General features: G+C 66.4%; 24 protein-coding genes. 10 read left to right on the top strand and 14 right to left on the bottom strand.

Translation table 11 applies throughout. The annotated features are described in order from the left end of the window. The first annotated feature begins 26 nt into the window (after nucleotides 1-26). The 5 genes from ACFVVI_RS07525 to ACFVVI_RS07505 are packed head-to-tail and all read left to right on the top strand — an operon-like array spanning nucleotide 27 to nucleotide 4,175. On the top strand, nucleotides 27-1,190 hold the full coding sequence (locus ACFVVI_RS07525; RefSeq protein WP_378663234.1) for an acyl-CoA dehydrogenase family protein: 1,164 nt from the start codon (nucleotides 27-29) through the stop codon (nucleotides 1,188-1,190). Next, nucleotides 1,187-2,101 carry an HpcH/HpaI aldolase/citrate lyase family protein gene (locus ACFVVI_RS07520; protein WP_387444073.1) on the top strand — a complete coding sequence of 305 codons (915 nt, stop codon included), beginning with the start codon at nucleotides 1,187-1,189 and terminating at the stop codon, nucleotides 2,099-2,101. The genes ACFVVI_RS07525 and ACFVVI_RS07520 overlap by 4 nt, the downstream gene beginning before the upstream one ends. Beyond that, entirely contained in the window at nucleotides 2,098-2,844 is a 747-nt protein-coding gene (gene fabG / locus ACFVVI_RS07515; RefSeq protein WP_378628110.1) for a 3-oxoacyl-ACP reductase FabG, read from the top strand. Before ACFVVI_RS07520 ends, fabG begins: the two co-directional genes overlap by 4 nt. Then, nucleotides 2,841-3,710 carry a MaoC family dehydratase N-terminal domain-containing protein gene (locus ACFVVI_RS07510; protein WP_387444071.1) on the top strand — a complete coding sequence of 290 codons (870 nt, stop codon included), beginning with the start codon at nucleotides 2,841-2,843 and terminating at the stop codon, nucleotides 3,708-3,710. Before fabG ends, ACFVVI_RS07510 begins: the two co-directional genes overlap by 4 nt. Before the next feature lie 12 nt (nucleotides 3,711-3,722). Further along, a complete protein-coding gene (locus tag ACFVVI_RS07505) occupies nucleotides 3,723-4,175 on the top strand; it encodes a MaoC family dehydratase (protein ID WP_387444068.1) in 453 nt (150 codons plus the stop codon). 58 nt (nucleotides 4,176-4,233) lie between these two features. On the opposite strand, the gene ACFVVI_RS07500 is transcribed toward ACFVVI_RS07505, so the two are convergent. The 4 genes from ACFVVI_RS07500 to ACFVVI_RS07485 all read right to left on the bottom strand — a co-directional run bounded on the left by ACFVVI_RS07500 (nucleotide 4,234) and on the right by ACFVVI_RS07485 (nucleotide 9,002). Continuing rightward, nucleotides 4,234-5,127, bottom strand: coding sequence for an HpcH/HpaI aldolase/citrate lyase family protein (locus ACFVVI_RS07500; protein WP_378663242.1), 894 nt, complete (start codon nucleotides 5,125-5,127; stop codon nucleotides 4,234-4,236). Nucleotides 5,128-5,215: 88 nt separating this feature from the next. Then, a complete protein-coding gene (locus ACFVVI_RS07495; protein WP_378663245.1) occupies nucleotides 5,216-6,355 on the bottom strand; it encodes a lactonase family protein in 1,140 nt (379 codons plus the stop codon). A gap of 268 nt (nucleotides 6,356-6,623) precedes the next feature. Continuing rightward, nucleotides 6,624-8,123: an aldehyde dehydrogenase gene (locus ACFVVI_RS07490; RefSeq protein ID WP_387444066.1), complete on the bottom strand. Its 1,500-nt coding sequence runs from the start codon at nucleotides 8,121-8,123 to the stop codon at nucleotides 6,624-6,626. Between the two features lie 168 nt (nucleotides 8,124-8,291). Continuing rightward, nucleotides 8,292-9,002: a GntR family transcriptional regulator gene (locus tag ACFVVI_RS07485; protein ID WP_387444064.1), complete on the bottom strand. Its 711-nt coding sequence runs from the start codon at nucleotides 9,000-9,002 to the stop codon at nucleotides 8,292-8,294. Nucleotides 9,003-9,211: 209 nt separating this feature from the next. Between ACFVVI_RS07485 and ACFVVI_RS07480 the strand changes: the two genes are divergently transcribed. After that, complete coding sequence (locus tag ACFVVI_RS07480) at nucleotides 9,212-10,318, top strand: PucR family transcriptional regulator (protein WP_378663254.1); 1,107 nt, start codon at nucleotides 9,212-9,214, stop codon at nucleotides 10,316-10,318. 60 nt (nucleotides 10,319-10,378) lie between these two features. Here ACFVVI_RS07480 and ACFVVI_RS07475 read toward each other — a convergent pair whose 3' ends face one another. Further along, complete coding sequence (locus ACFVVI_RS07475) at nucleotides 10,379-10,744, bottom strand: nuclear transport factor 2 family protein (RefSeq protein WP_378628097.1); 366 nt, start codon at nucleotides 10,742-10,744, stop codon at nucleotides 10,379-10,381. A gap of 213 nt (nucleotides 10,745-10,957) precedes the next feature. Between ACFVVI_RS07475 and ACFVVI_RS07470 the strand changes: the two genes are divergently transcribed. Both ACFVVI_RS07470 and ACFVVI_RS07465 read left to right on the top strand, forming a co-directional pair. Further along, nucleotides 10,958-12,421, top strand: a complete 1,464-nt coding sequence (locus ACFVVI_RS07470; protein ID WP_387444061.1) for an aldehyde dehydrogenase family protein — start codon at nucleotides 10,958-10,960, stop codon at nucleotides 12,419-12,421. Nucleotides 12,422-12,527: 106 nt separating this feature from the next. Further along, nucleotides 12,528-13,682: a low temperature requirement protein A gene (locus tag ACFVVI_RS07465; RefSeq protein WP_387444059.1), complete on the top strand. Its 1,155-nt coding sequence runs from the start codon at nucleotides 12,528-12,530 to the stop codon at nucleotides 13,680-13,682. Nucleotides 13,683-13,743: 61 nt separating this feature from the next. On the opposite strand, the gene ACFVVI_RS07460 is transcribed toward ACFVVI_RS07465, so the two are convergent. The 8 genes from ACFVVI_RS07460 to ACFVVI_RS07425 form a co-directional block, all read right to left on the bottom strand. Beyond that, the gene (locus ACFVVI_RS07460) at nucleotides 13,744-14,184 is read right to left on the bottom strand and encodes a nuclear transport factor 2 family protein (protein WP_387444056.1); all 441 of its coding nucleotides are present in this window, start codon (nucleotides 14,182-14,184) and stop codon (nucleotides 13,744-13,746) included. Nucleotides 14,185-14,212: 28 nt separating this feature from the next. Then, on the bottom strand, nucleotides 14,213-15,706 hold the full coding sequence (locus ACFVVI_RS07455; protein WP_387444054.1) for an aldehyde dehydrogenase family protein: 1,494 nt from the start codon (nucleotides 15,704-15,706) through the stop codon (nucleotides 14,213-14,215). Beyond that, nucleotides 15,703-16,152, bottom strand: coding sequence for a VOC family protein (locus tag ACFVVI_RS07450; RefSeq protein WP_378663267.1), 450 nt, complete (start codon nucleotides 16,150-16,152; stop codon nucleotides 15,703-15,705). Before ACFVVI_RS07450 ends, ACFVVI_RS07455 begins: the two co-directional genes overlap by 4 nt. A 69-nt stretch (nucleotides 16,153-16,221) precedes the next feature. Beyond that, a complete protein-coding gene (locus ACFVVI_RS07445) occupies nucleotides 16,222-17,775 on the bottom strand; it encodes an aldehyde dehydrogenase family protein (protein ID WP_387444051.1) in 1,554 nt (517 codons plus the stop codon). Between the two features lie 187 nt (nucleotides 17,776-17,962). Then, entirely contained in the window at nucleotides 17,963-19,087 is a 1,125-nt protein-coding gene (locus ACFVVI_RS07440; RefSeq protein ID WP_387444048.1) for a lactonase family protein, read from the bottom strand. 35 nt (nucleotides 19,088-19,122) lie between these two features. Continuing rightward, entirely contained in the window at nucleotides 19,123-20,535 is a 1,413-nt protein-coding gene (locus tag ACFVVI_RS07435) for an MmgE/PrpD family protein (RefSeq protein ID WP_387444046.1), read from the bottom strand. Beyond that, on the bottom strand, nucleotides 20,535-21,311 hold the full coding sequence (locus ACFVVI_RS07430) for an N-acyl homoserine lactonase family protein (RefSeq protein ID WP_387444043.1): 777 nt from the start codon (nucleotides 21,309-21,311) through the stop codon (nucleotides 20,535-20,537). Before ACFVVI_RS07430 ends, ACFVVI_RS07435 begins: the two co-directional genes overlap by 1 nt. Before the next feature lie 29 nt (nucleotides 21,312-21,340). Next, a complete protein-coding gene (locus ACFVVI_RS07425) occupies nucleotides 21,341-22,882 on the bottom strand; it encodes an aldehyde dehydrogenase (protein ID WP_387444041.1) in 1,542 nt (513 codons plus the stop codon). 262 nt (nucleotides 22,883-23,144) lie between these two features. Between ACFVVI_RS07425 and ACFVVI_RS07420 the strand changes: the two genes are divergently transcribed. Together ACFVVI_RS07420 and ACFVVI_RS07415 are read left to right on the top strand one after the other, a co-directional pair. Beyond that, nucleotides 23,145-23,438, top strand: coding sequence for a putative quinol monooxygenase (locus tag ACFVVI_RS07420; protein WP_387444039.1), 294 nt, complete (start codon nucleotides 23,145-23,147; stop codon nucleotides 23,436-23,438). Between the two features lie 28 nt (nucleotides 23,439-23,466). Further along, nucleotides 23,467-24,615, top strand: a complete 1,149-nt coding sequence (locus ACFVVI_RS07415; protein ID WP_387444037.1) for a lactonase family protein — start codon at nucleotides 23,467-23,469, stop codon at nucleotides 24,613-24,615. 75 nt (nucleotides 24,616-24,690) lie between these two features. On the opposite strand, the gene ACFVVI_RS07410 is transcribed toward ACFVVI_RS07415, so the two are convergent. Further along, a complete protein-coding gene (locus ACFVVI_RS07410; RefSeq protein WP_387444036.1) occupies nucleotides 24,691-25,605 on the bottom strand; it encodes an alpha/beta hydrolase in 915 nt (304 codons plus the stop codon). Nucleotides 25,606-25,680: the final 75 nt, after the last annotated feature.

Here is a 25,680-nt window from a genome sequence, read left to right as displayed (position 1 = left end):
ACTGCGCTCAAACAAAGGAGCCGAGAGTGTCCGAACTCAGTGCCGAGGACTTCGATCCGATCCTGGCCCACGTCCGTACTTTCATCCGCACGAAGGTGGTCCCGCGCGAGCAGGAGATCCTCGACACCAACGCGATTCCGGACGACATCCGCCAGGCCGCAGCCGAGATGGGGCTGTTCGGGTACGCGATTCCGCAGCAGTGGGGCGGCCTCGGCGTCGATCTCACCCAGGATGTCGAGCTCGCCATGGAATTCGGCTACACCAGCCTGTCGCTGCGGTCGCTGTTCGGCACCAACAACGGCATCGCGGGCCAGGTGCTGGTGAACTACGGCACCGATGAGCAGAAGAAGCAGTGGCTCGAGCGGATCGCCTCGGGCGAGGTGCTGGCCTCCTTCGCGCTCACCGAACCCGGTGCGGGCTCCAACCCCGCGGGGCTGCGCACCCGTGCACGGCGTGACGGTGACGACTGGGTGATCGACGGTCAGAAGCGCTTCATCACCAACGCTCCCCTGGCCGATCTGTTCGTCACGTTCGCCCGCACCGCGGAGCCCGGCCCGGACGGTCCCGGTATCGCCGTATTCCTGGTGCCCGCCGATACACCGGGAGTCATCGTCGGCCCCAAGGACGCGAAGATGGGTCAGGAGGGTGCGTGGACCGCCGATGTCACCTTCACCGATGTCCGCGTTCCCGCAGACGCCCTGGTAGGTGGCTCGGAGAACGTAGGTTATAAGGCCGCTATGGCCTCTCTGTCGCGTGGCCGCGTCCACATCGCCGCGCTCGCTGTCGGCACCGCCCAGCGCGCGCTCGACGAGTCGGTTGCCTACGCCGCCACCGTCACCCAGGGCGGCACGGCCATCGGTGATTTCCAGTTGGTCCAGGCGATGATCGCCGATATGCAGACCGGCGTGATGGCGGGCCGCGCGTTGGTGCGCGACGCCGCCGCCAAGTACGTCTCCGGCGAGGACCGGCGGATCTCACCGTCGGTGGCCAAGCTCTTCTGCACCGAGATGGTCGGCCGGGTCGCAGACAACGCGGTGCAGATCCACGGCGGCAGCGGCTACATGCGTGAAGTCACCGTCGAGCACATCTACCGCGATGTCCGCCTGTTGCGCCTGTACGAGGGCACCAGCGAGATCCAGCGCCTGATCATCGGTGGCGGGCTCGTGCGCGAAGCGAAGAAGCGCGCGTGAGTACCGGTATCGCCACCGATCTGGCGACGCGGGTGCGCTCCGCCGCGACGCTGTTGTTCGTCCCGGCCGATCGTCCCGAACGTTTCGCCAAGGCCGCGGCGGCGAACCCCGGCCTGGTCGTGCTCGATCTCGAGGACGCCGTCGCCCCCGATGCCAAAGAGACCGCGCGCGAGAACGCCGTGGCCTGGATCGAAGCGGGCAACGAGTGCGCCGTGCGCATCAACGCGGCCGGAACCGTCTGGCATGACGACGATCTCGCAGCACTGGCACCGCTGCGCTGCGCGGTGATGCTGCCGAAAGCCGAAGTCGGGGTTCTCGACGGTGTCGTCGCGGCGCTCGCCGAGGGGCAGTCGAGTCGACGAAGCGGTCCCTACCGTCCCAAAGCCGCCATCGGCCGGACCGAACCCTTGCTGATCGCCTTGATCGAAACCGCTGCGGGGGTGCTGCATTCAGCAGCCGTCGCCGCCACACCGGGAGTGGATCGACTCGCGGTCGGCACCTTCGACCTCGCCGCCGAACTCGGGGTGGACCCCACCGACCGCGACGCGCTGGCCGGGACTCGGCACGCTCTCGTGCTCGCTTCGGCCGCAGCGGGCCTGCCCGGCCCGATCGACGGCGTTACCGCCGTCGTCGATGACGCCGACCTGGTCGACGACGACGCCCGTTACGGCAGGCGGCTCGGTTTCACCGGCAAACTCTGCATCCACCCACGCCAACTCGACCCCGTGGCCACAGCCTTCCGGCCCAGCGCGGACGAACAGGCGTGGGCCCGAAAAATCTTCGCGGCGATCACCGACACTTCGGGTGTCGCCGTTGTCGACGGTGCCATGGTCGACAAGCCCGTCCTCGACCGTGCCCGACGCATCCTGGCGCAGCTCGACGCCACCACCGACAGTGAGGAAGCATCATGACCGGACCACTTCTGGCCGACAAGACCGCCGTCATCACCGGCGCCGCCCAGGGCATCGGCTACGCGATCGCCGAACGGTTCATCGCCGAGGGTGCCCGCGTCATCATCGGTGACATCGACGGTGCGGCCGCCGAAGCCGCCGCCGACAAGCTCGGCGGCGCGGCTGTCGCTCGTGGTGTGCGCTGTGACGTCACCGTCGCCGACGATGTCCAGACCCTGCTCGACGCCGCCGCCGAATCCTTCTCCCCCGTCGACGTCATGATCAACAACGCGGGCATCACCCGCGACGCGACCATGCGCAAAATGACCGAGGACCAGTTCGACCAGGTCATCGCCGTGCATCTCAAGGGCACATGGAACGGCACCCGCCTGGCCGGTGCGGTGATGCGCGAGCGCGGCAACGGCGCCATCATCAACATGTCCTCGCTCTCGGGCAAGATCGGCCTGCCCGGCCAGACCAACTACTCCGCGGCCAAGGCCGGCATCGTCGGCCTGTCCAAAGCAGCGGCGAAAGAGCTCGCGCACCTGGGTGTTCGGGTCAACGCCATCCAGCCCGGCCTCATCCGTACCGCCATGACCGAAGCCATGCCGCAGAAGGTATGGGACCAGAAGATGGCCGAGATTCCCCTCGGCCGCGCCGGTGAGATCGACGAGATCGCCACGGTGGCACTGTTTCTCGCCTCCGACATGTCCTCGTACATGACGGGCACCGTGCTCGAGGTGACCGGCGGGCGGTTCATGTGACCGCCTCCGACTGGCAGCCGCATCTGGAAACCTCCACCGAGCTCCTCGATCCCGCTCCGGTGGCCGCGTTGGCGGCCCTGCTCGACGACGGTCTGCCCACCCCGGGCCCCGGTGATCCGCTGCCACCGCTGTGGCACTGGGTGGCCCTGCCCCGGTGGGCTGCCTCCGGTGTCCTCGGTGTCGACGGACACCCGCGACGCGGGTCGTTCCTGCCGCCGGTCGACCTGCCGCGTCGGATGTTCGCCGGTGGTGAGATCCGTTTCCACGCACCACTTCTCGTCGGATCGACCGTGCGCCGCGAGGCCGAGGTCATCTCGGTGTCGGAGAAGAAGGGGCGCTCGGGCGCACTGGTGGTGGTCGACGTCCAGATCCGATTGTTCGACGACACTGACGAACTCGCCGTCGAGGAGACGCAGAACCTGATCTATCGGGAGGCCGCGCCCGCCCCCGAGCGGCCCGCGGTGTTCCCGCAGGCCGAGAACACCGTTCCGGGCCCCCCGTTGCACCGAGCCTCGGACAACGCCTGGGAGCTGCGCACCGATCCGTCACTGCTCGCGCGGTTCTCCGCGGCCACCGCCAACGCGCACCGCATCCACTACGACTGGCCCTATGCCACCGGTGTGGAGGGTTACCCCGGGCTGGTCGTGCACGGCCCGTTGCAAGCCATCGCGTTGGCGGAGGTCCACCGGTTGATGGGCGGGTCGCCCGCACGCGAGCTACGGCACCGGGGCAGGGCGCCGCTGTTCTGCGGTCAGCCCGCCCGGCTGCTCGCCACCGAGGTACCCGACGGTGTCGCACTCGAATTGTTCGGCCCCGGTGGCGAATCCGCCGGACCGAATGCCACCGTCGATCTCACCACCGATTAGCCAGGAGACATCGTGACCCGCGTTTTCACCACCCTCGACGAGGTCCGCGCCGCGGTGGGCGAGCCGATCGGCCCGAGTGAACCGTTTCTCGTCGACCAGACGCGGATCTCCGCGTTCGCCGTGGTCACCGACGACGAGCAGTGGATCCACGTCGACCCGGAGCGTGCTGCCACGGGACCCTACGGCGGCACCATCGCCCATGGATATCTCACGCTCTCGCTGATCTCCCATTTCCGGCCGGAGCTCCTGGATTTCACCTTCGGCTCGGCCCGGGTCAACTACGGCGTCAACAAGGTTCGCTTTCCGGCGCCGCTGCGCGCCGGATCGGAACTTCGGGCGACCGTCACGATCACCGATGTCACCGAGACTCCGGCTGGAGCTTCGGTGACGACGAAGTATGTGCTCGACGGCGGTGAGGCCAAGCCGGCCTGCGTCGCCGAGACGGTTCTGCTGATCGTGGGCTGATCAGCTCAGAACATGAAGAAGGGGGTGGCCGCGGCCACCCCCTTCTTTTTTGTGCTGGTTACGCGTTGGCCGACACGGCGTCAGACAGGGCGATGATGCCCTCGGCGGTCTTGACGTGGGCGAGATCGACGTGCTGGCCCTCGAAGTCGACCGCGGCGCTGCCTGCGGCTTCGGCTTCCCGGAACGCCACGATCATGCGCCGGCAGTAGTCGACGGTCTCGGGCGACGGCGAGAACACCTCGTTGGCGATGGCCACGTGCGACGGGTGGATCGCCACCAGACCGCGGTAGCCGAGCTGGCGGTTGTCCAGGCAGAAACGACGCGCACCCTCGAGATCCTTGATGTCCTGCCACACGCCGGTCACCGGGTGGTGCAGCCCGTTCGCCTTGGCCGCCAGGATGATCCGGCTGCGCAGGTACAGCGTTTCGAGCCCGCCGGGAGTGAACTCGAAGCCGAGTTCCCGGCCGACGTCGGCATTGGGACCGGTGGCACCGAGCAGCGAGGCCACCCGGGGGCTCGCGCCCGCGATGTCCTCGCAGTGCGCCATCGACACCGCGGTCTCGAAGGACACGATCAACTGCACGGTGCCCACCTCGAGACCCTCGCGCTGTTCGATGTGGCTCAGGACCGCGTCCAGGCGCACGATCTCCTCGGCGGTGAACACCTTGGCCAGGAACAGTCCGGCCAGCCCCGGACGCACGATGGCCTCCAGGTCGCCGCCGAGCAGTCCACTGATCTCCGGGTTGGCCCGGACCCACAGGTCGGGGCGCACGCCCTCGGCGGTGAGGCGGTCGATGGTGGCGGCGACGATGCCGCGTGCCTCGATCTTGTCGGCGGCGGGCACCGAGTCTTCGAGGTCGAGGATCAGCGCGTCAGCACCGGATGCGACGCCCTTGTCGGCCCAGGCGCCCTTGTGACCGGGGACGAAGAGCATCGAGCGGTACGGTTTCATCGTGTGCCTCCCTTGGCAGCTGAAATATGAGTCCTTCCTGAATATAATATATGTAATATCCCGCCGCGCGAGGGGCTCGGACCGATCGTCACTGGGTCGCCACCCACGCATTCGGCCCGTCGGCGAAGAGCAGGCCGGTATCGACCGAAGGGGCATCGGTCAACGTGAGCCGCCCGTCGGGCGCCATCGCATAGGTATGCACTCGTGAAGTGCCTTGAACGGTGAGAGTGTCGATGAGGAAGACATGTTGCGATACCGAGTCGACCAGAACACGGCCCGGCAGCGTGCCCGCCGGCGCCTTGTAGGGCGTACCGGGCAGCGTGGTCAGCGCGCCGTTCTCGGCGATCTCGAATCCGGCGATGCCGCCCGCCATCGCCTCGGCCATGTACATGCGTTTGCTGTCGGAAGTGAACATCGCGCCGTGCGGCAGCGGCATCAAGCCGGTACGGAAGGGGGATCCGGGTACCGGTGTCAGTTTCCCGTCGGCGCCGATCGAATAGCCCGATACATTGCCCTCTGCCTCATTGCTGGTGTAAAGAAAGCGTCCGTCCGGAGTGACGCCGGGAATAGTCGACATCAATCCAGCGGGTACCGAATCCACCTGCGTCAGCGCGCCGTTCGGCCCCACGGCATAGCTCAGCACCGTGGCGTCGAGCCAGCCCACCATGAAGAGATACTTTCCGTCGGGCGAGATGGCGGGCATGCTCAGTCCGCTGATCCCAGGGATCGGCACCGGAGTTGCCCCGGTCGGGGTGAGTCCGCCCGTGCTGGTGATCCGGTAGGCACGGATCTCGTTCGTCACCGTGCCGGTGGTCACAAACACTGTCTTGCCATCGGGTGCCGCCAGGATTCCCACACCGGGGCCGCCGAGGTCGAAGTGCGCGTCGGCGATGGGAGTGAGCCTGCCGTCGGCACCGAGATCGAATCCGTTCACTGTGCCCGACACGACGTTCGCCGAATAGACCTTCCGGCCATCTGGAGTAATCGTCACCGACAGCGCACCGGTTCCCGAGGCGAACGGCGATCCCGCCACCTTCGACAACCCGCCTGCGCTGTCGAGACCCAGCACGCTGATATTCGACGAACCGGCCCCGGTGATCACCACAAACCTCGCTCCCGGATCCGCCAGTGCGACCGAGGAATCCAGCCAGCTACCCGATGCGAGAGCGAGCGCGAGGGTGAGACCGGCCGCGGCCCGTCGGGGACGAGAGTTCTTGGTCCAGAACATTTCGTGAAACCTCCAGCTGGTCGGCGAGCACCGCTGCTCCCGACCGATCAGAATTCGCGCGATATGCGCTCACATAAGGAAAACGGCGCCAACCTGCGCGCCGTCCTTCCTCTGCGAGGCTAAGCAGGAATCCAGCAACAAGATGTCCAATAATGTGGACATACAAAATATTTCGGTCAGCAGTAATTCTGGATTTCAACGAACAGCAGAAGAGCCCTGTCGACAGAAGTCGACAGGGCCCTTCTCCGGAAATTTGTCGGTGCGAAAACTAGTTGCCGAATCCCGAGGCGTCGGTCGGCTGGTTCTCGAGCACCAGCGTCTTGGTCTCCAGGAACGGCAGCAGACCCTCGGTGCCGCCCTCGCGGCCGACGCCCGACAGCTTGAAGCCGCCGAAAGCGATCGAGAAGTCGGTGCGCGGACCGTTGTGCCCCACTGTGCCGGTGCGCAGTTTGCGCGCGACGCGGTAGGCGCGGTCGGTGTCGTTGGTGAAGACCGCGGCGTTGAGCCCGTAGGGGTTGTCGTTGGCCAGCGCGATGGCGTCGTCCTCGTCCTTCGCCGCGATGACGGCGAGCACAGGTCCGAAGATTTCCTCGGTCGCGATCACCGATTTGTTGTCGACGTTCGCGAAAACGGTCGGCTCCACGAAGAAGCCGCGTTCCAGCCCGGCCGGTCGGCCGCCGCCGGTGACCAGACGCGCGCCGTCGGCTTTGCCTGCGGCGATGTAGCTTTCGACGCGTTCACGTTGGCGAGCGGAGGCGAGCGGTCCCATGTTGACGGTCTCGTCGAACGGGTCCCCTACACGCAGCGCGCTCATCGCGGTACCGAGCGCGTCGGCCAGTTCGTCGTGGCGCTTCTCGGACACGATCACGCGGGTCAGGCTGTGACAGACCTGCCCGGCCAGGTAGCTGATGCCACCCGCGAGAACCTTCGCCGCCGTGCCGATGTCGTAGTCGTCGAGCACCAGGGCCGGCGACTTACCGCCGAGCTCGAGGGTGCAACGCGCCATCCGGTCGGCACAGATCGCGCCGATCGCACGCCCCGCCGCCGTCGAACCGGTGAAGGTCACCTTGTCGACTCCGGGGTGACGGACCAGCGATTCCGATACCTGCCGGTCGGCGGTCACCACATTGAGCACACCCGGGGGCAGTCCGACCTGGTCACAGATCTCGGCGAACAGGTAGGCCGAGGTCGGCGCCTCCTGCGGCGGCTTCAGCACCACGGTGCACCCGGCCAGCAGAGCGGGCGCGCACTTGTAAGCCATCAATCCGGCCGGACCGTTCCACGGCACGATCGCCGCCACGACACCGACCGGCTCGCGCACTAGCAGACCGGCACCACCGGCCGCGGGTGTGCGCGACTCCCGGAAGGCGAAGGTCTCGGCCAGATCCGCATAGGCGTTGAACGCGCCGGACAGGAACAGCGGAAGCCTGGTCTTCGCCAGCGCGTACGCGATACCCGATTCGACCGACCACAACTGGGCGAAGTCGTCGCCCCGCCTGGTCAGCTCGGCGGCGATCGCTCGCAGGTACCCGGCTCGCTCGGTGGGCGACATCAGCGGCCACGGCCCGGTGTCGAATGCCGTGCGCGCCGCCCGCACCGCGGCGTCCACATCGTCAACGGTTGCCGCGCCGACGGCGGTCACGACCTCTTCGGTGCTGCAGTTCACGACCTCGAAGGTCTCCGACGATGACACCGGAACCCAGCTGCCGTCGATGTAAGACGCCTCGGGATGGGCAGGCAGCACCCCGGTCATAACCGACTTCGTCATTGAAAGTCCTCTCGCCACTGTGACGCACGCAACGTACCATTTATATATACTATATTTCATATCGGCACGCCAACGCGGTGATCAGCCCAGGAGCCTGGGCGAGGGGGCTCTACCGAGCGATTCGGTGGCTTCGCAGACGCACCGATCACGTCGTTCGACGGGATCGGTTCAGGCCGTGGACTTCTGGAGCTCGGCCCACAGACCCTGCTTCTCCAGCATGCCGATCAGTTCGTCGGCACTGGACATGATGTGTTCGCGCATCAGGGCATTGGCGGCCTTGGGGCGGCGCTTCTGCAGCGCTTCGAGGATCAGCGGGTGGTCGCGCAACGTGTCCTCGCCATGGCCTTCGATATTGATGTAAAAGCGATTCGGCAGCTGCTTGACGACCGTGGCCAGCAACATGGCCAACCGGCGCGAGTCCGCTGCCAAGTTGATCGAGCGATGGAATTCGTGACCGTAGGTGACGAGCTCGTCATCGGATCCGCTCGCGGCCGCCCTGGCATGCGCCTCCACGACACCCGCCAGATGATCGAGTTCGCGCGGGGAGATCGACTTGGCAGCCCTTCCCGCCAGCTCCCCCGCCATCGTGGCCTGCGCCCAGAACAAGTCGCGCACATCCTGTTTACTGAAGGCCGACACCATGAACCCGCGGCGCGGCACGAGCTCGACGAAACCCTCGCCGCTGAGCAGCAGCAGCCCTTCCCGCACCGGGGTGTTGCTGACGCCGACAGCCTCGGCGACCGGTTCGATCCGCAAAAAGTCGCCCGGCCGCACCTGACCGGTGATGATCAGCTCGCGAACGTAGGTCGCGACGTCCTCCGACAGCTGGTGACGTTGCTTGTTCGGACTGCGCGGCAAACCCTGCAGCGTGGGTTCCATGTCGGTCCTTTCGGTCGCTTATTTATGCATTATGCCTCATACATGTCATCAGCCCCCTCTGTAACACCCACTTTCTGTGCAGTTGACCAGGTCAGGTCGTGTCCAAATTGCTGGACACCGCACCGCAACATCGAGACATAGGCTCGCCTGAGTTGCCCAGTACTGGGCGCACTCGACTCGCCGCAGCCGCCCAGTCGAGGAACCGCAGGATGGGAGTTCACGAGGTGAACCACACGATCACCCGGATGGTCGACTCCGCGATGAGCGCACACAGCGCGTCCGATGAGGTGCGCGAGCAGCTACTCACACTCGCCTCCAGATCATTCGCGTCGGCCACCGATCTCGACAGCGACGCCGCCGCACAACTGGAGCGTGCTGTGGCCGGCTGTGTTCGTTTGGGCGTCAGCCTCGACACCACACTGTCGATCGTCATCGGGGCCATGGAACTGGTCATATCCATCGAGACACCACCGACGGCGGATTCAGTCCTGCGTGCGGTACGTGCGGCGACCGAAATCGTCGCACGGGTGTACAAGCAGGCTCGATCGAACGAACGGGTCGACGAGGGCCGTGCCGTCGCCGCCGCACTGTTGCGGGGCGACTCGGCGAAAATACTCGGCCACTGCAGCCACATCGGCGTCGCCGATTCTTACACCATCCTCGCGATGCGCCTTCCGCCGCTGCGCGGCCGGCATCATGAGGGACCGCCCACCGCCGCTGAACCGGTCGCCGCTCGAATGTACTTCGAGGTGCGTCGCCGTTTCGGCCCGAACGCTCTGACCTTGCTCGCGGACAACGGCGCAACCATCCTGATTCCCGATACCGCGCCCAACGACTATGCCGCACTCGCCGCCTTCAACGATTGCCTCGTCACTGCCGACGGCACCGTTCCGACAGCGCTGACGATGCACGCACTCACCACCGACTTGCCGGCGGTGGCCGAACAGGTCCACGCCGCACTGGATCTGGCCACCAGGCTGGGCATGACAGGTCGGCTGCACCGGTTCAGCGATATCGCGGTCGAATATCAGCTGACCCGTCCCGGGCCCGGCCGCGATGCACTGTCCACGGTGCTCGATCCGCTCGAGGAACACCCCGATCTTCTCGCGACCCTGCGTTGCTACATCGACAGCGGCCTCGACCGCCGTCGTACCGCCCGTCGGCTGCACCTGCACCCCAACAGTGTCGACTACCGGCTCAAACGAATTCTGCGACTCACCGGCTACGACTCCACAGACCCGACCGGTCTGTGGAACCTGCGCTCAGCCCTGGTCATTCGCGACCATCACACCGAATACACCGCGTTAGGAGCATGATCGTGGCATCGGTGTCTGAAGGCACCGATGCCACGATCGGCTATTTCGTCGTCACCACTGTCAGAAAGTAGCGGTCTCGAACACGACTTCGTTGTTCTTGACGTGGTAGGTCTCGGTCGCGGTCTTGCCGTTGCCCAGATCGAAAGCGAGGTAGACGTATTCGCCGACAGCCTCTTTGCGCGTGAAAGTAGGTGCGGCGGCGGCATCGAGCTCGTCGGCTCCAGCGGCCAACAGCGTCGCCAGGAAGGCTTTCATAGCGGCCTTGCCAACGAGCGGCTCCGGGGCCAATGTCGTGATGATGACCGTGTCCTCGGAATAGTCCGCGGCGATCGTGTCGACGTCGCGGCTGCCCATCGCGGCGATGTGCCGGTCGACGACCGCCATCGACGCTTCGGCAATTTTGTCTGCTTCGGAAATCTTGCTCATGTGTGATTACCCAACTCTCCACGGCTGCACGGGAACTCCGTCGTGCCGATTTCAGGAGATTACGGTCGCCTCTCGTCCACATCTGTCCAGGAAATTGGACAGTCTGCGAATTGCGGAAACACCCTCCACGCCAGCAAATATATTGTATTGAAATCACTGAACCTCGGGCGCTTCTCACTTCCCGACACCTCTCGACCCGAAAAGGATTCACGCATGACTGCCCTCATCGGCGAGGCCGCGAGCTACATCGACGGCCGCTGGACCCGCGGCGACGGTGACCCGATCACCACGATCAACCCCGCCACCGGCCAGCAGGTCACACTCACCCCCGCCACCGGCCCCGACCAGGTCACCACTGCCATCTCAGCCGCGCAACGCGCCTTCGACGGCGGCGAATGGAGCCGCCTGGGCCCAACCGAACGCGGCGCACTACTCCACCGCCTGGCCGACCAGCTCCAAGACAATCGGGAGACTCTGGTCCACATAGCAGCCACCGAGATCGGCACCCCGATCAGCAGCGGACCCACCCTCCACGTCGACCTACCCGCGAAATTCTTCCGCTGGTTCGCCGACGCCGCCACCCGCGGACCACGCGAGGGCTACGAACAACCCCTGCCCCTCGACCACGACCCGATCACCACCAGCAGCCTGCTCCTGCGCCAACCCGCAGGCGTGGTCGCCGCGATCGTGGCTTACAACGTCCCGATCATGATGAGCGCCTACAAACTCGGCGCCGCCCTCGCCGCAGGCTGCTCCACCATCCTGGTCACCTCCCCCAAAGCCGTTCTACTGACCTCAGCATTCGTCAAACTGGTCGAAGAAGCCGGATTCCCCACTGGCGCAGTCAATCTCGTCTTCGGACCACCAGCGGTCACCGAACAGGTCGTCACCGCCCCCGAAGTCGACATGGTCACCTTCACCGGCTCCCCCACCGTCGGCAGCAAGATCCTCACCCTCGCCGCGCCCACCTTGAAGAAAGTCGTCCTCGAACTCGGCGGCAAATCACCCAACATCGTGCTGCCCGGCACCGACCTGGCACGCGCCGTTCCAGCCTCAGCGTTGCGCTTCACCCGCAACAGCGGTCAAGCCTGCGGCGCAACCACACGAACCCTGGTGCCCCGAGCCGACTTCGACGAGTACGTCGAACGCTCGGGTGTGTTCCTGCGCAGTCTCATCGTCGGCGATCCGTTCGCACCCGATACTGTTCTGGGCCCACTCATCACCGGCGAACACCGCGACAATGTCGAAGGTATTCTTTCCCGGGCCCGCGCCACGGGTGCCCAGATCCCTGTCGGCGGTGGACGACCCGCAGGCCTCGACGACGGATTCTTCCTCGAACCCACCCTGGTAACCGGAGTGCCGAACGAGGCCGAAATCGCCCAGGAAGAGCTGTTCGCGCCGGTCGGTGTCGTCATTCCCTACACCGATCCAGACGATGCCGTCCGCATGGCCAACGACGTCAAATACGCACTGAACGCCAACGTCTGGGGGCCGACCGTACACGCCATCGAGTTCGCCCGGCGGCTGCGTTCGGGCACGGTGACCATCAATGGCGGCGGTGGGATGCGCGCCGACGCCCCTTGGGGCGGACCCGGCCACAGCGGTATCGGCCGAGAAGGCGGCGAGGAGGGGTTCAGGGAATTCTTCGAGGTCAAACATGTGCAATGGCCACTGTGATACGGGGTTGCACCGGCGTGGCAGCTAACGGCTCGAGCACTCGCAGATAGGTAGGCTGAGGCTGCTTTGCGAAGTGCTCGAACACGGCGTCACCTAGGAGGAAGCCATGAGCGCACCGCGTATGCCGCTATCGCGTGCGGTCTCGCCCCTCGAGCTGTTCTTCGATCTGGTCTTCGTCCTGGCGCTGGGCCAGCTGACCCATCACTTCGTCGCGCATCTGACCTGGCGGGGCGGGGCGGAGACGCTGGTGGCGTTGATCGCGGTGGTGGGCATCTGGACGTTCACCACCTTCGAGATCACCATGCTCGATATCGAGCGCAAGGGCACGAAGCTGATCACTGTGGCGGTGATGGCCCTCGGTCTGTTCGCCAATGCGGGCATCGCGCATGCCTTCGACGACAGCCCGTGGCTGTTCGTGGTGCCGATGCTGGCGGCGCTCATCGGGCCCAGCGTTTACGCCGCTGTCACTGCACCTGACAACGCCCTGCGCGGGCACTACCTGCGGGTCCTGCTGTGGTTCATGGTCTCGACCCCGCTGTGGCTGATCGGTGCGATGGTGGAGCCCGGCACGCGCCTGTGGTTCTGGGCCGCGGCGGCCGCCGTCGACCTGATCGGTACCTGGCTGGCGCATCCCGTGCCGGGTCGACGGATCGATTCACGGCAGCTGGCGTTCGACGCCGAGCACGTCGTGGAGCGCATGCGACTGTTCCTGATCATCATGCTCGGCGAGACCGTGCTGACACTGGGCCGGGTAATCACCGAACACCACGACGACGCGCTGGTGCTCACGCTCGCCTTCGGCTGTTTCCTGGCACTGGTCTGCCTGTGGCAGATCTACTTCGCCCGCGCCGAGAGCGACGTGGTCCGCGACATCACCCGCACCGCCGACCCGATCGCCGCGGTACACCTGGGGCTCAGTGCGATCTACGGCGTGGTTGCCGGCCTGGTGATATTCGCCGCGGGTGCGGAAACTGTACTCGGGCATGCCCACACCGATCGCGCCGGCGTCGCGGGTGTGCTGATCATGATCGGTCCGGCGGTGTATCTGCTGTCGCAGGCCTTCTACTTCCGCCGGGAGACCGGCACCGGCTGGCTCCCGCGCGTGGTGGGCGCCGCGGTGCTCGGTATCACGGCGAGCGCGGCCTACTGGCTGCCGCCGTGGCTGGTCATCGTAGCCCTCGTACTGATCCTGGGCGGTCTGGCCGTGCGCCTGTCCCGCGCGGCAACCGCCGAGCCGAGTGCTGGGGCCGAAGGCCACTGACGCTGATGCGACGCCTGAGGCCCTGCGACGACTGTCGCAGGGCCTCAGGCATAGGTCGGTGTTACGCGAAAACTGGGCTGTCCGACACGAAGCTCGCGAATTCCAGCCGCTTGGTCTTCCACTCTCCGTCACGCCGGACGAACTCGAATGCGTATCGGCCCGAGAGCAATACCCGGGTACCGTCCGCGGTGAGTCGGAAATAGAAGACATCGGTCGCCGCGGTCGCGGTGTCGCCCTGGATCTGGATCACCGGATTGGTGATGTGGTGATGACACTGCGGGACCTCGCGCCATACCTTGCGCACCAGTTCCCTGACCCCGTCGATACCGTGGCCCGCACCCCGCGGCAGCAGATAATCGGCATCGTCGGACCAAATGCTCAGGAAGGTCTCTTCGTTCTTCTGGTCGATACCGTGGCAGTACTTCGCCATCAGTATCTTGATTTCCTCGAGGTCGACGACCCACCGGATCTTCTGTTTCAGACCATCATCGAGCTCTACCATAGCAATTCAACTTTCGGGTGTTGGACGATCAGCGATCGAGCAGAGTGACGACCGATTTGGTCTCGAGGTATCCCTCGAGCGCGTCGGGACCGTTCTCTCGGCCCCAGCCGGACTGCTTGAATCCACCGACGGGCATCTGGACCCCGCCTGCCCGATGGATGTTCACGCCGATCCGGCCACCACGCAGTCGTCGGGCGATGCGATGCGCGAGCGCGACATCGCGCGTCCAGACACTGCCCGCCAGACCGTATTCCGTCTCGTTGGCCGAACGGATCGCCTCGTCGAGATCGGTGAACGACAGGGCGGCGATGACCGGTCCGAAGATCTCCTCGCGGACGATCGCCATCTCGGGCAAGGCGTCGGCGACAACGGTCGGCTCGTAATAGAAGCCGGTCTCGCCCACCCGCTTGCCGCCACAGACCACCCGGGCGCCCGCGGCGATCCCGCCGTGGACGTACCCGGTGACGCGATCGAGCTGACGCCGCGAAATGAGCGGTCCCAGCACCACATCCGGGTCGGTGCCGTAACCCATCTTCATAGCACGGCCCTGTTCGGCGATCCCTTCGACGAGTTCGTCGTAGATGTCGGCGTGTGCGAACAGCCTGGTGCCCGAGGTGCAGATCTGCCCCGAGTTCCAGAACACGCCGAGGGCGATTCCCGCCGCGGCGGCCGTCAGGTCGGCATCGGGGAGCACGATCACCGGTGACTTGCCGCCCAGTTCCAGCGATACCTTCTTCAGGTTGCCGGTGGCCGCGGCGACGATCTTGCGGCCGACCTCGGTGGAGCCGGTGAAACTGATCTTGTCGACCCCGGGATGTTCGGCCATCGCCGCGCCCGTCGCCCCGAAACCGGTGACGATGTTGACCACACCGACCGGGACGCCCGCTTCGAGCAGGATCCGGCCCAAGGCCAGCGCCGACAGCGGTGCTTCCTCCGACGGCTTGAGCACACACGTGCACCCGGCCGCCAGCGCCGGCGCCAACTTCATCGACATGGCGATGAGCGGTGCGTTCCACGGCACGATCATCGCCACGACACCGACCGGCTCCCGGTAGGTCGCGCCCTGCATCCGGCGCTCGGCGGTGCCGAGGTCGACGGTGGTACCCACGATCTTGTCGGCCCAGCCCGCGAAGTAGCGGAACTGGTTGACCGCCTCGGCCACCATCAGCTTCGCTTGGGAGACAGGCACTCCCACGTCGAGGCTCTCCAGTCGCGCCAGCTCCTCGGACCTGGCCTCGATCAGATCAGCCGCCCGCCACAGCACCACACCGCGCTGTGCCGAGGACAGGCGCAGCCAGCGCTCCTCGTCGAAAGCGCGCCGCGCGGCCCGCACCGCGGCATCGACATCGGCCGCGGACGCCTCGGCGACCTGCCCGACCACCTGTTCGGTGCCCGGATCGATCACCTCGAACGTCGCACCCGTGGCGGCGGGCACCCACTCACCATCGATGAGCAGGTGCCCGCCGCCGTCGGAACCGAAGGCGGGCCGCACCGCCGCTTCCACTGTCACCACCGAGCTCATGCGTGATCGTGGATGTAGGGAACCGGGTGCGGGATCTTGGTGCCCGGCGGCGGGCTCTGCACCGCGTTCGGGTCACCGGAGACCAGCTCGACCAGGTAACCGTCGGGGTCGGCGACCATGGCCAGGCTGACCGGACCGAAATCGGTGGGCTCGACCCGCAATTCGTGACCCGCGGCCTTGATTTCCGCCGCCGCGGCGTGGACGTCGTCCACGACCAGCACCAGCGGCGCGTACCCGGGAATCGGGGCGGGTGCGGGCAGCAGATCGCCGTGGAGCAGTACCAGGGTGCGCACGCCCGCGGAATCCTCCAGCATCACTTCGGTGAGTTCCGGGTCGACGAATTCCAGCAGCGCGCCGACCTTTTGGTCGAACAACGCGTAGAACGCCAGCGAGCGGTCGAGATCGCGAACGATCAGCTTGAAATTGGTGAACTGACCTTTGATCATAAGATTCTCCGTTGGATCTTCTCGAACACGAGCCCGACGCTCGGGCGCGCACCGGTACCGCGGAAACTGCTATTCGGCCGAGGGCGGGGTGCCGAGGACGAGGCCGTAGGCGCGCCGGCTCACATCGCCGGACAGGTCGATCGTGATGCCCTTGTCCTGGGTGAACTCGCTCAGCGCGTCGGGGCCGAGCTCACGGCCGGTGCCGGACTGCTTGAAACCGCCGAACGGCAGGTACTGGGAGATGTTGTGGTAGTCGTTGATCCACACCGAACCCGCCTCGATCTGCCGGGCGACCTCCAGAGCACGCTGGTTGTCGCGGCTCCACACCGCGGCCGCCAGGCCGTACTCGGTGTCGTTGGCGATCTTGATCGCCTCGTCCTCGGAGTCGTACTTCAGGACCGAGAGCACGGGGCCGAAGATCTCTTCGCGGGCGATGGTCATGTCGTTGGTGACACCGGTGAACACCGTCGGCTCCACCCAGTAGCCCTTGTCGAAGCCCTCGCCGGTCGGCACACCGCCACCGATGACCAGGGTCGCGCCCTCGGCCTTGCCCTTCTCGATGTAGCCGAGAATCCGCTCGTGCTGGGTCTTGTTCATCACCGCGCCGATGTCGGTGGCCGGGTCGAGCGGGCTGCCGATCTTCAGCGTCTTCAGGCGCTCCACCAGACGGGCGACGAACTCGTCGTGGATCGAGGCGGGCAGCAGCAGGCGGGTGCCGGACTCACAGGCCTGGCCCGCGTGCAGCAGGAAGGCGTAGATCGAACCATCCACTGCCGCAGTGATATCGGCGTCGTCGAGCACGATGTTCGGGCCCTTGCCACCGAGTTCGAGCAGCACTCGCTTGACGGTGCCCGACGCGTCTGCCATCACCTGCCGGCCCGTGGCGGTGGACCCGGTGAAGGACACCAGCCGCACATCGGGGTGCTTGACCAGGTGGCCGCCGACGGTCGGGCCGTCACCGACGACGACATTGAGCGCGCCGTCGGGCAGTCCGGCGTCCTGGAGCAGCTGAGCCAGCTCGAGGGCGAAGATCGGGGTCTTCTCGTCGGTCTTGAGCACCACGGTGTTGCCCGCGGCCAGTGCCGGGATCGACTTCCACACGGCGATGACCGCCGGGAAGTTCCACGGGACGATGCCCGCGCACACCCCGACCGGCTCCTTGCGGATGAAGCTCGCCGAGAGCACCTGACCGGCGACCGGTCCCGAGCGCTCGAACTCATAGGTGCGGGTCAGCTCCGCGTAGTGGCCCAGGTGCATCAGCGGGAAGCCGACGCCGATGGCGCCCGCCAGCCGCAGCGGCATACCGGTCTCCTTGGCGCTGAGCACCGCGAGGTCGTCCATCTTGGCGCTCAGCGCGGCGATCACCCGGTCGATCACGGCAGCCCGCTCGGCAGGCGGGGTGTTGCGCCAAACACCGGACTCGTGGGTCCGCTTGGCGGCCGCCACCGCGGCGTCGACGTGGCTGATATCGGCCTGGGCGACGGTGACGACGACCTCCTCGGTGGCCGGGTTGATCACCGGGATGGCGGTGTCGGTATCTACCCACGAGCCGTCGATGAAGAGCCGGTAGTGCGGCACGCCGTCACGGTCGACAGCCGGCGTAGCGGGAAGGGTGGCAGTCATTTCTCACCTCTGGGGATCTGTTTCGCCGGCGATTCCGGCGGGCAGGTATGTGAATGAATTACGCAGTGGGACATCTGAATTCGCATTCGCCATGATTTTCGCGAACCATGTCCTATGTCTCGACGGTAGGGACATCCAGGACGCGCGGATGTCCATGTTTCTGGACAGTCGACGCGATGTATCTCCGCTACCGACCGGCCACGAGCAGCGAAGCCGCGGAAAAAAGCAGTCCGGTGCCGACCGCTTCGCCCGCGTCCGGTGTCAGCGCGCCGTCGGGCTCGATGCGGTAGCCACGCAACGCGACCGTGGGTGTCGGCGAGGTCCCCGCCAGATCGACGGCGTAGAGCCGCTGACCATCAGAGGAAACGAACACCTGACCGGGCATCGTGCCGACGGGCCCGCCTGGAAAAGGCGAACCCGGCAACGGCCGCAACGCCCCGTCCGGTTGGACCGCGAAACCGGTGACGTCATTGGTCAGCGCGTTCGGGGTGTAGAGGAACCTCCCGTCGGGGCTGAGCCCGATGCCGTGCGGGGTCAACCCCGTCGCCGGGAACGGCGATCCGGGCACCTCGACGAGCGCGCCGGTCGTCGGCTGGTACCGGAAGGCCGACACACTCGACGTGTGTTCGTTCGAGGTGTAAAGGAACTGGCCATCCGGTGAGAACGTCGGACTGACCGGTCCGCCGCCGGCACGCACCGACTCGCGGGCTGCTGAGACCGTGCTGTCGGCACGCAGCTCGAACCGAGTCATCGTGCCGCCGGAATAGTTGGACACGTAGACATTCAGACTGTCGGGCGAGACCACCGGCATCGGCACCGGGCCACCCGCGATGCCGGCCGGGCCGATCGCCACCGGCACGCCCTGCGGCGTCGGCGCCCCGTTCGCGGCCACCGAGTAGCCCTGCAGGTGGGCACCGCCGTCGAGGCTGGGGCCGGTGAGCAGCACTAGATGCTTGCCGTCGGGCGAGAGGTTCATCCCGAGCGGAGGTTCCGACAGGACGGTCGGGGTGCCGGGAACCGGGGACAGGTCGCCGCCCGCACCGATCTCGTAGGCGAAGATCGCCGCGGCCGGTGTGATGGCCAGGACATAGAGGAAGCGGTGATCCGCCGACTCCTTCACCGACAGGTTGCCGAATCCGGCGGGTACGTCCGCGACGAGTCGCGGTGCCCCATCAGCGCCGACCCGGTAGCCGAGCAGCCGGTCCGAGGCAGCACCGGCCACAAACAGATAGTCGGTGCCGGGGGCGCCGAGCGCCGGAGAAGTTGGCAGGGGTATCAGCAAAGCGGCGGTCGCGAGGATGCCCAGCGACATCACGCGCCGTCTTCTGCCGATACGGTCTCGTATTCTCACACTTGTTCTTTCGTCGAATGCCCGGCCGCGAGGAGCGCGGCCAGATCTCGGCCATCGGTGGCGTCGTCCCAGAGCAGAGCGGCGATCCGGGTTCCGTCGGGCACGTGGTCACGGGCTGCGAGCCCGGCACCTTTCGCGATGAGCTGCGGGGTGGTCATGGGAGCCGCCACGGTGCCGACGCTGTCGATCACGGTCGCCGACGCGGAACTGCCATCAGCGAATCGCAGACGCACCGACGAGGCGAAATGCTCTGGGTAGTAGCGCTTTTCGAGATCCGAGTCGACCTCGAAGCGGACCTTCGCGGCGATCGCGAGGATCCGTTCGTCCCTCAGGAACTCCTCGCCGTAAGCGTCGTAACGGGTCGGACCGTAGGCCAGCGTCGCACCGACGATGTACGGGCAGCTGTACTGCGCGGTCATCGTGGACTCGGCCTCGGTCATATGCTGGTCGGCGACGAGTTGTGGCCCACCGACCACGATTTCGGTGATCCGCTCGACCGGGATCGTGAATCCGTCGGTCACCTCGGCCAACGCGTCGATCGTCGAATGGAACAGGCGGCAACACGAGTACGGCTTGTAGCTGATGGTGTGGATACGCAGCCGGTCTCCCGGCGTCACCTCGCGCAGCGGACCGCCGAAACTCGCCGCGACACCGTAGGTGCCCTCGACGACCAGGCGGGGCGCCGTCAGCTGCGGTATCAGCGCGAAATCCGCCGCCAGCACACCGTTTCGGGCGCCGAGCCCGGCGTGGACCCGTTTCACCTCACCACCGGTCGGCTCGACCGAGAACTGCATCGACCCGCTGGGTTGCGACAGCGCGTGACCCCATGCCGCCACCAGGATCTCGGGATCGACCAGCTGCCCATCGCGGTAAGCGTGCAGGCTCACTGCTGCCGTGGCCGCACCGAACGCACCGAACACCGACGTCGGATGGAACCCCCGATGCACGGTCTCCAAACCACCCGCTGCCGTGCCGATCACAACCATCGCCTCATAGCCCGCGGCCACCGCCCGGAACAGGTCGGCTTGCGAAGCGCCCGTCTCCGCTGCGACGGCCAGCGCCGCCGGGATCACGACCGACCCCGGGTGACTGGTGGTCACGTCATGGGTGTCGTCGAGCTCGTAACTGTGCGCCGCCGTCCCGTGAACCAACGCCGCCACCGACGCTTCGGTACACCAATCAGACTGCAGCACCGGACTTCTACCGGTACCCGCGAAGCGCCTCGACCACTCCCGAACCCGACCTGCCGCAGGTCGGGTACTGCCCCACAGCGAGACGATGAAGTTGTCGAGGAACAGTCGCCGTATCGCCTCGACATCGTCGGCACCGAGTGCGGAATTCGCCACGGCGGCCACGTGCTCGGCCAGTCGCGCGGTGACACCGACCGATCCGGTACCGGAGCTGGTCATCAGGCGTAGCCGCCTTCGACGGTTCCCAGCCGCTCCCAGTCCTGCGGGTCGTGCAGGACCCATACCTCGGCCTGCTGGGCGGCACTGATCTGCTTGATCCGCTGGATCGATTGCACGGCCTGGATGGCGTTGACGTCGACCGGGCACGGGCACTCCGAGACCAGGCCCGACCGCAGGTGAACCGCGTCTCCGGTGATCAGGAATTTCCGCGACGGCAGCGTCACCAGCAGGCTCACCTCGCCGGGTGTGTGTCCTGGGGTCTGCAGAATCTGGATGCTGCCGTCACCGAAGAGGTCGTAGTCCTCGCGCAGCGGATTCCAGGAGAACGAGCGGGTGAGCTCGAGATCCTGCGGCCGGTAGAAGCCCTGGTAGGGCGGGTCGGGCCAGAAGGCATAGCGCAGATCCACTTCCGACATGTAGAACTCGGCGTCAGGGAACAGATACATGCCGCCGGTGTGGTCGAAGTGCGAGTGCGAAATGACCACGTGGGTGACGTCGGACGGCGCGAACCCGGCCTTGGCGAGCTGGAGTTCCAGGGTGTTCTCCGGCGGGCAGTCCAGCGCGAACACATCGACGAGGTCGCCGTAGACAGCGCGCGGATCGTTCCATGCCTCGGGCACCAAGCCGGTGTCGAACAGGACCAGCCCGCGCTCGTGCTCGATGAGGAAGGTCGGGATCGGCACCGTGAGCGGACCGTGCTGACCCAGGGTGATGAGACCGTGGTCCAGCGTGATCGATGCCCCGGCCAGTGGCCACAGACGTTGCGCAGTCGACATTGACATGCCTTTCGGAGTGCGGATGAAGTTCAGGACAGGGCGTCGGCGATGTCGCCGGAGATGCCGTAGGACTTGGGTTCGACGAACGCGTCGAACCCCTCGAGGCCGGCTTCACGGCCGATGCCGCTGTGTTTGAACCCGCCCAACGGCGCGTGGAAACCGGTACTGCTGCCGTTGATCTCGACGCTGCCGGTGCGCAGTCGGGCAGCCACCGCGAGAGCGTGGTCGGTATCGGCGCTGTAGACCGCGCCGCTGAGCCCGTAGACGGTGTCGTTGGCGATCGCGACCGCTTCGTCCTCGCTGTCGCACGCCAGGACCGCGACGACAGGGCCGAAGATCTCCTCCTGGGCGATGGCCATGTCCGACGTCACCTCGGCGAACACGGTCGGCTCCACGAACAGACCGTGCTCGAAGCCATCCGGGCGGCCGCCGCCCACAACGACTTTCGCGTCGTCAGCTCGGCCGCCGGCGATGTACCCCTCGACGCGGGCGCGCTGTCGTCGGCTGACCAGCGGCCCGATCTCGGTCGCGGGATCGGCGGGGTCACCGATCCGCAGTCCACGCACCGCGTCGGCGAGGCGTTCGACGAGTTCGCCTGCACGAGAACGTGAGACGATCACGCGGGTCTTGTTCGTGCAGGCCTGCCCGTTGTAGCGGAACGACAGCGTGCGCAGCGAGGCGACGGCGGCAGCCAGATCGGCGTCGTCGAGGACGAGTGCGGCCGACTTGCCGCCCAATTCGAGGGTGTAGCGGCGCAGGTCGTCGCCGCAGAGCGCGGCGATACGACGTCCCGCCACAGTGGAGCCGGTGAACGACACCTTGTCCACCCCGGGGTGGGTGACCAGGTATTCGCTCTCGGCGCGATCGGCGACCACGATGTTCAGGACGCCGGGCGGAAAACCGACGGCATCAGCGAGTTCAGCGAGCAGATACGCGCTCAACGGCGCCTCGGGCGACGGCTTGAGGATCACGGTGCAGCCGGACAGTAGCGCGGGCGCGAGTTTCAGCATCGCCACCGACAGTGGCGCGTTCCACGGCACAACCGCCGCGACCACACCGAGTGGTTCCCTGGTGACGAGCGCGTTGCCGATCGCCGAACGCCGCAGAGTCCGCCACGGATAGTCTTGCACCAGTTCGAGATTGGTCTCGATGAGCGCGATCGCCGCGCCTGCTTGGGAGGCCAGCGTCTGCGTGATCGGGCAGCCCATCTCCTCGGTGATCAACGCCGCGATCTCGCCGCGGTGCTCGGCGATCGCCTGACCGAGCCGACTCAGAACCGCCATCCGCTCGGCCAGGCTCATCCGCGGCCACGGGCCGGTGTCGAACGCCGACCTGGCGGCGGACACCGCCCGGTCCATGTCCTCGCGCGAGCCGGCCACGACGCGACGGATCGACTGCCCGGTGAACGGTGAGACGACTTCGAAAGTATCGGTGGTCGCCGGGGCGACCCATTGACCGCCGATATACAGACTCGAACGGTTTTCTCGCCGCACCGCCACATCGAACTCCTGCCGCACGAATACAGCCGCACGCACCGCACCATCGATGAGATGGCCGTTGCCACGCTGCAAAAGGAACTCCCGGAATAGTTTCCGAATGAGTGACCTCGATCATATCCAGACCTGGGTGCGAATCAATTGACGATTTTCGAACCCTCACTTCACCGGCCCCGAACCCACCCAGACCTCGCTGACCAGCCACTTCGCGCTGATCGAATCGCCACTTGCCAATTCGCCAATTGGCTTGGACTGTGATGCGCGTTACGGTCGTTTCGTTCGCTGCCGGAGTTTCCGCCGAACATTCCCTTTCCTGCCGACAGGAGTCTGCATTTCCATGGCTGTTCAGGTAACAATCGACATGTCCGCCAAAGCCGACCGTTTCGACGATCTGCGCGAATGGTTCATCAAGAACCTGCCCGGTACCCGCAACTTCGCGGGCAATATCAGCGTCGAGGTCGCACGTAATCAGGACGAACCCGCCCGGATTCTCTTCGTCGAGAAGTGGGACACCCGCGCGAACTTCGAGGCCTACCTCGCCTGGCGCGACGAGTCCGGCGTCATCGCCGAGTTGCTCGAGATGCTCGACGGCGACATCACCTTCCGCTACCACGACTTCCTCGGTGTCTGACACAGCGGATAGTTCGGATAGGTAGTCGATGACGACATTTCCACGACGTAGGGCGGGCCGTCGCGCCCAGCTGCTCCTGAAGCCGACCGCCGCGCTCGCGGCGGTGGTCCTCGGCGCCGGCTGGGCGGCAGGCACCGCCGCCGGAGCACCCGGTCAACAGTCACAGTTCCTGCTGATGGGCGGCACCGCCACCGGCAATGTGGCGGTCCTGCGCATCGCCGACGACGGCGGGTTGTCCGCAGTGCCCGGCTCACCGTTCGGCGCGGGTCCCGCCGTGCTGTCGGTGGCCGCGGCACCCGAGAGCCGCGATGTCTATGTCACTCAGGTGGGCGCGCAGCGCGTCACCGGCTACCACCTCGACGACAACGGCACGGCGCATCCGATCCCGGGTGGTGAGGTCGCGTTCAGCGGCGGCCCGGTGGTCACCTCGATCCTGACGCCCGACGGACGATTCCTGTTCATCGGGGCGGGCGGGGTACCGGGACGGATCAGCACCTACGCTGTCTCCCCCACCGGCGCGCTCACCTTCCTGCGCGAGACCACGGTCCACGGATTCGCCGTCTTCCCGATGATCACCGTCGACCCGAACGGCCGCTATCTGCGCTTCACCAGTGCCGCCGACGCCAAGATTCACAGCTACGCGATCGGTGCGGACGCCGAGCTCACCGCGCTCGGCGATCCCGTGCCCGGCGGCAGGCTCCCGGTCAATCCGGGCTACACGCCCGACGGCCGGTTCGTTTACGTGAGCAATGAACAAGGCAGCAGTGTCTCAGGTTTCGCGGTCGGCGACGACGGAAGCCTGACGCCCACCCCCGGTTCGCCGTACGCCACCGGCGGGATGCCGCACGCGGCCGAGGTCACCTCGGACGGACGCTATGTCTACATTCCCGAGGTCGCCGGCGGCGCGATCGCGGGATTCTCGATCGGTCCGGATGGTGCGTTGACGCCGCTGCCCGGTTCGCCGTACCGGGCGCCGGCCGGGTCCTATCCCGGGTTGGTGAAACTCAGCGACGACGAGCGCCACCTCTACGTCGCCGACTGCCTGCCCACCACGGTGACAACGAAGATCCACATCTTCGACGTCAATGCCGACGGCACGCTGACCCGATCCGCGCTGCCCTCGGTCGATACCGGAACCATCTTCGGCGACGGTCCGATCCTGGTGAAGACCCCCTGACCGAGACACGAAAACGTCTGCCCCGCACGAGGATCACCCGTGCGGGGCAGACGCCTGTGTGAGCGTCGGCCGGGATCAGCCGGCCAGACCCTTGCCGAAGAACTCGTCGAGCTTGTCCACGGCGGGGGTGACGTACTGGTCCAGGTCGTACAGGTCGACATGGGTCGCGCCGTCGACGACGAACAGTTCCTTCGGCTCGGCGGCCTTGGCGACGGCCTCCTCGCTGAAGTAGGCGGTGTCAGCCTTGGAGCCGACGATCATCAGCAGCGGACGCGGGGAAATCATGGCGATCTTGGCGTACGCGTCGAACTGCGCGATCCGGTCGATGCTCTGCAGCGGCCACTTGTTCTCCGAGCGCTCGTGCTGCCCGCGGGGGGTGCGGTAGTAGTCGTGCGCGTCGCGGAACAGTTCCGGCGCCTGTTCCAGACCTTCGGCGCTCGGCGGCGCCCAGATCTGGTAGTTCGGCTCCGCGCCCTGCGCCTCGGCGGTGCGCAGCGCACCGGCGGCGTCGAGCATTTCCTGCAGCACCGACGGGTCCTGGGTGCGGCCGAGGCCGTTGCTCAGGTAGTCGCCGATATCGAGACCGCTGACGGTGGCCACGGCCTTGATGCGGTGGTCAGTCTGCGCGGCGAAGGGCACATAACCACCGGAGGCGCAGATACCGAGGGCGCCGATGCGGGTGGGGTCGACATCGTCACGGGTGGTCAGGAAGGTGACAGCGGACTTGACGTCCTCGCTGCGCTGGAAGGGGTCCTCCAGGAAGCGGGGCTCGCCTTCGCTCTCACCCTGGTAGGCGGCGTCGAAGACGAGCGCGGCATAGCCCTTGTCGGCCAGTCGCTGCGCGTAGATGCTGGCGGTCTGCTCCTTCACACCACCGCCGGGGTGCGACACCACCACGGCGGGCAGGCGCTCACCCGTGCGGTTGTCGGGGGTGAACAGGATGCCCGCCAGGCGCAGGCCGTTGCTCGAGAAGTTGACGCTTGTGCGCATCAGGCACGATCCTTTCGATGAGATCTGCTCCGGCTCGAAGCCGATGCGACAAGCTTCTCTCCGGCAGAACCTCCC

The organism is Nocardia sp. NPDC058114 (genome assembly GCF_042884695.1).
GTDB lineage: Bacteria > Actinomycetota > Actinomycetes > Mycobacteriales > Mycobacteriaceae > Nocardia.
The sequence above is the reverse complement of the archived record's forward strand: the minus strand, read 5'-3'. Positions and strand labels throughout refer to the sequence as shown.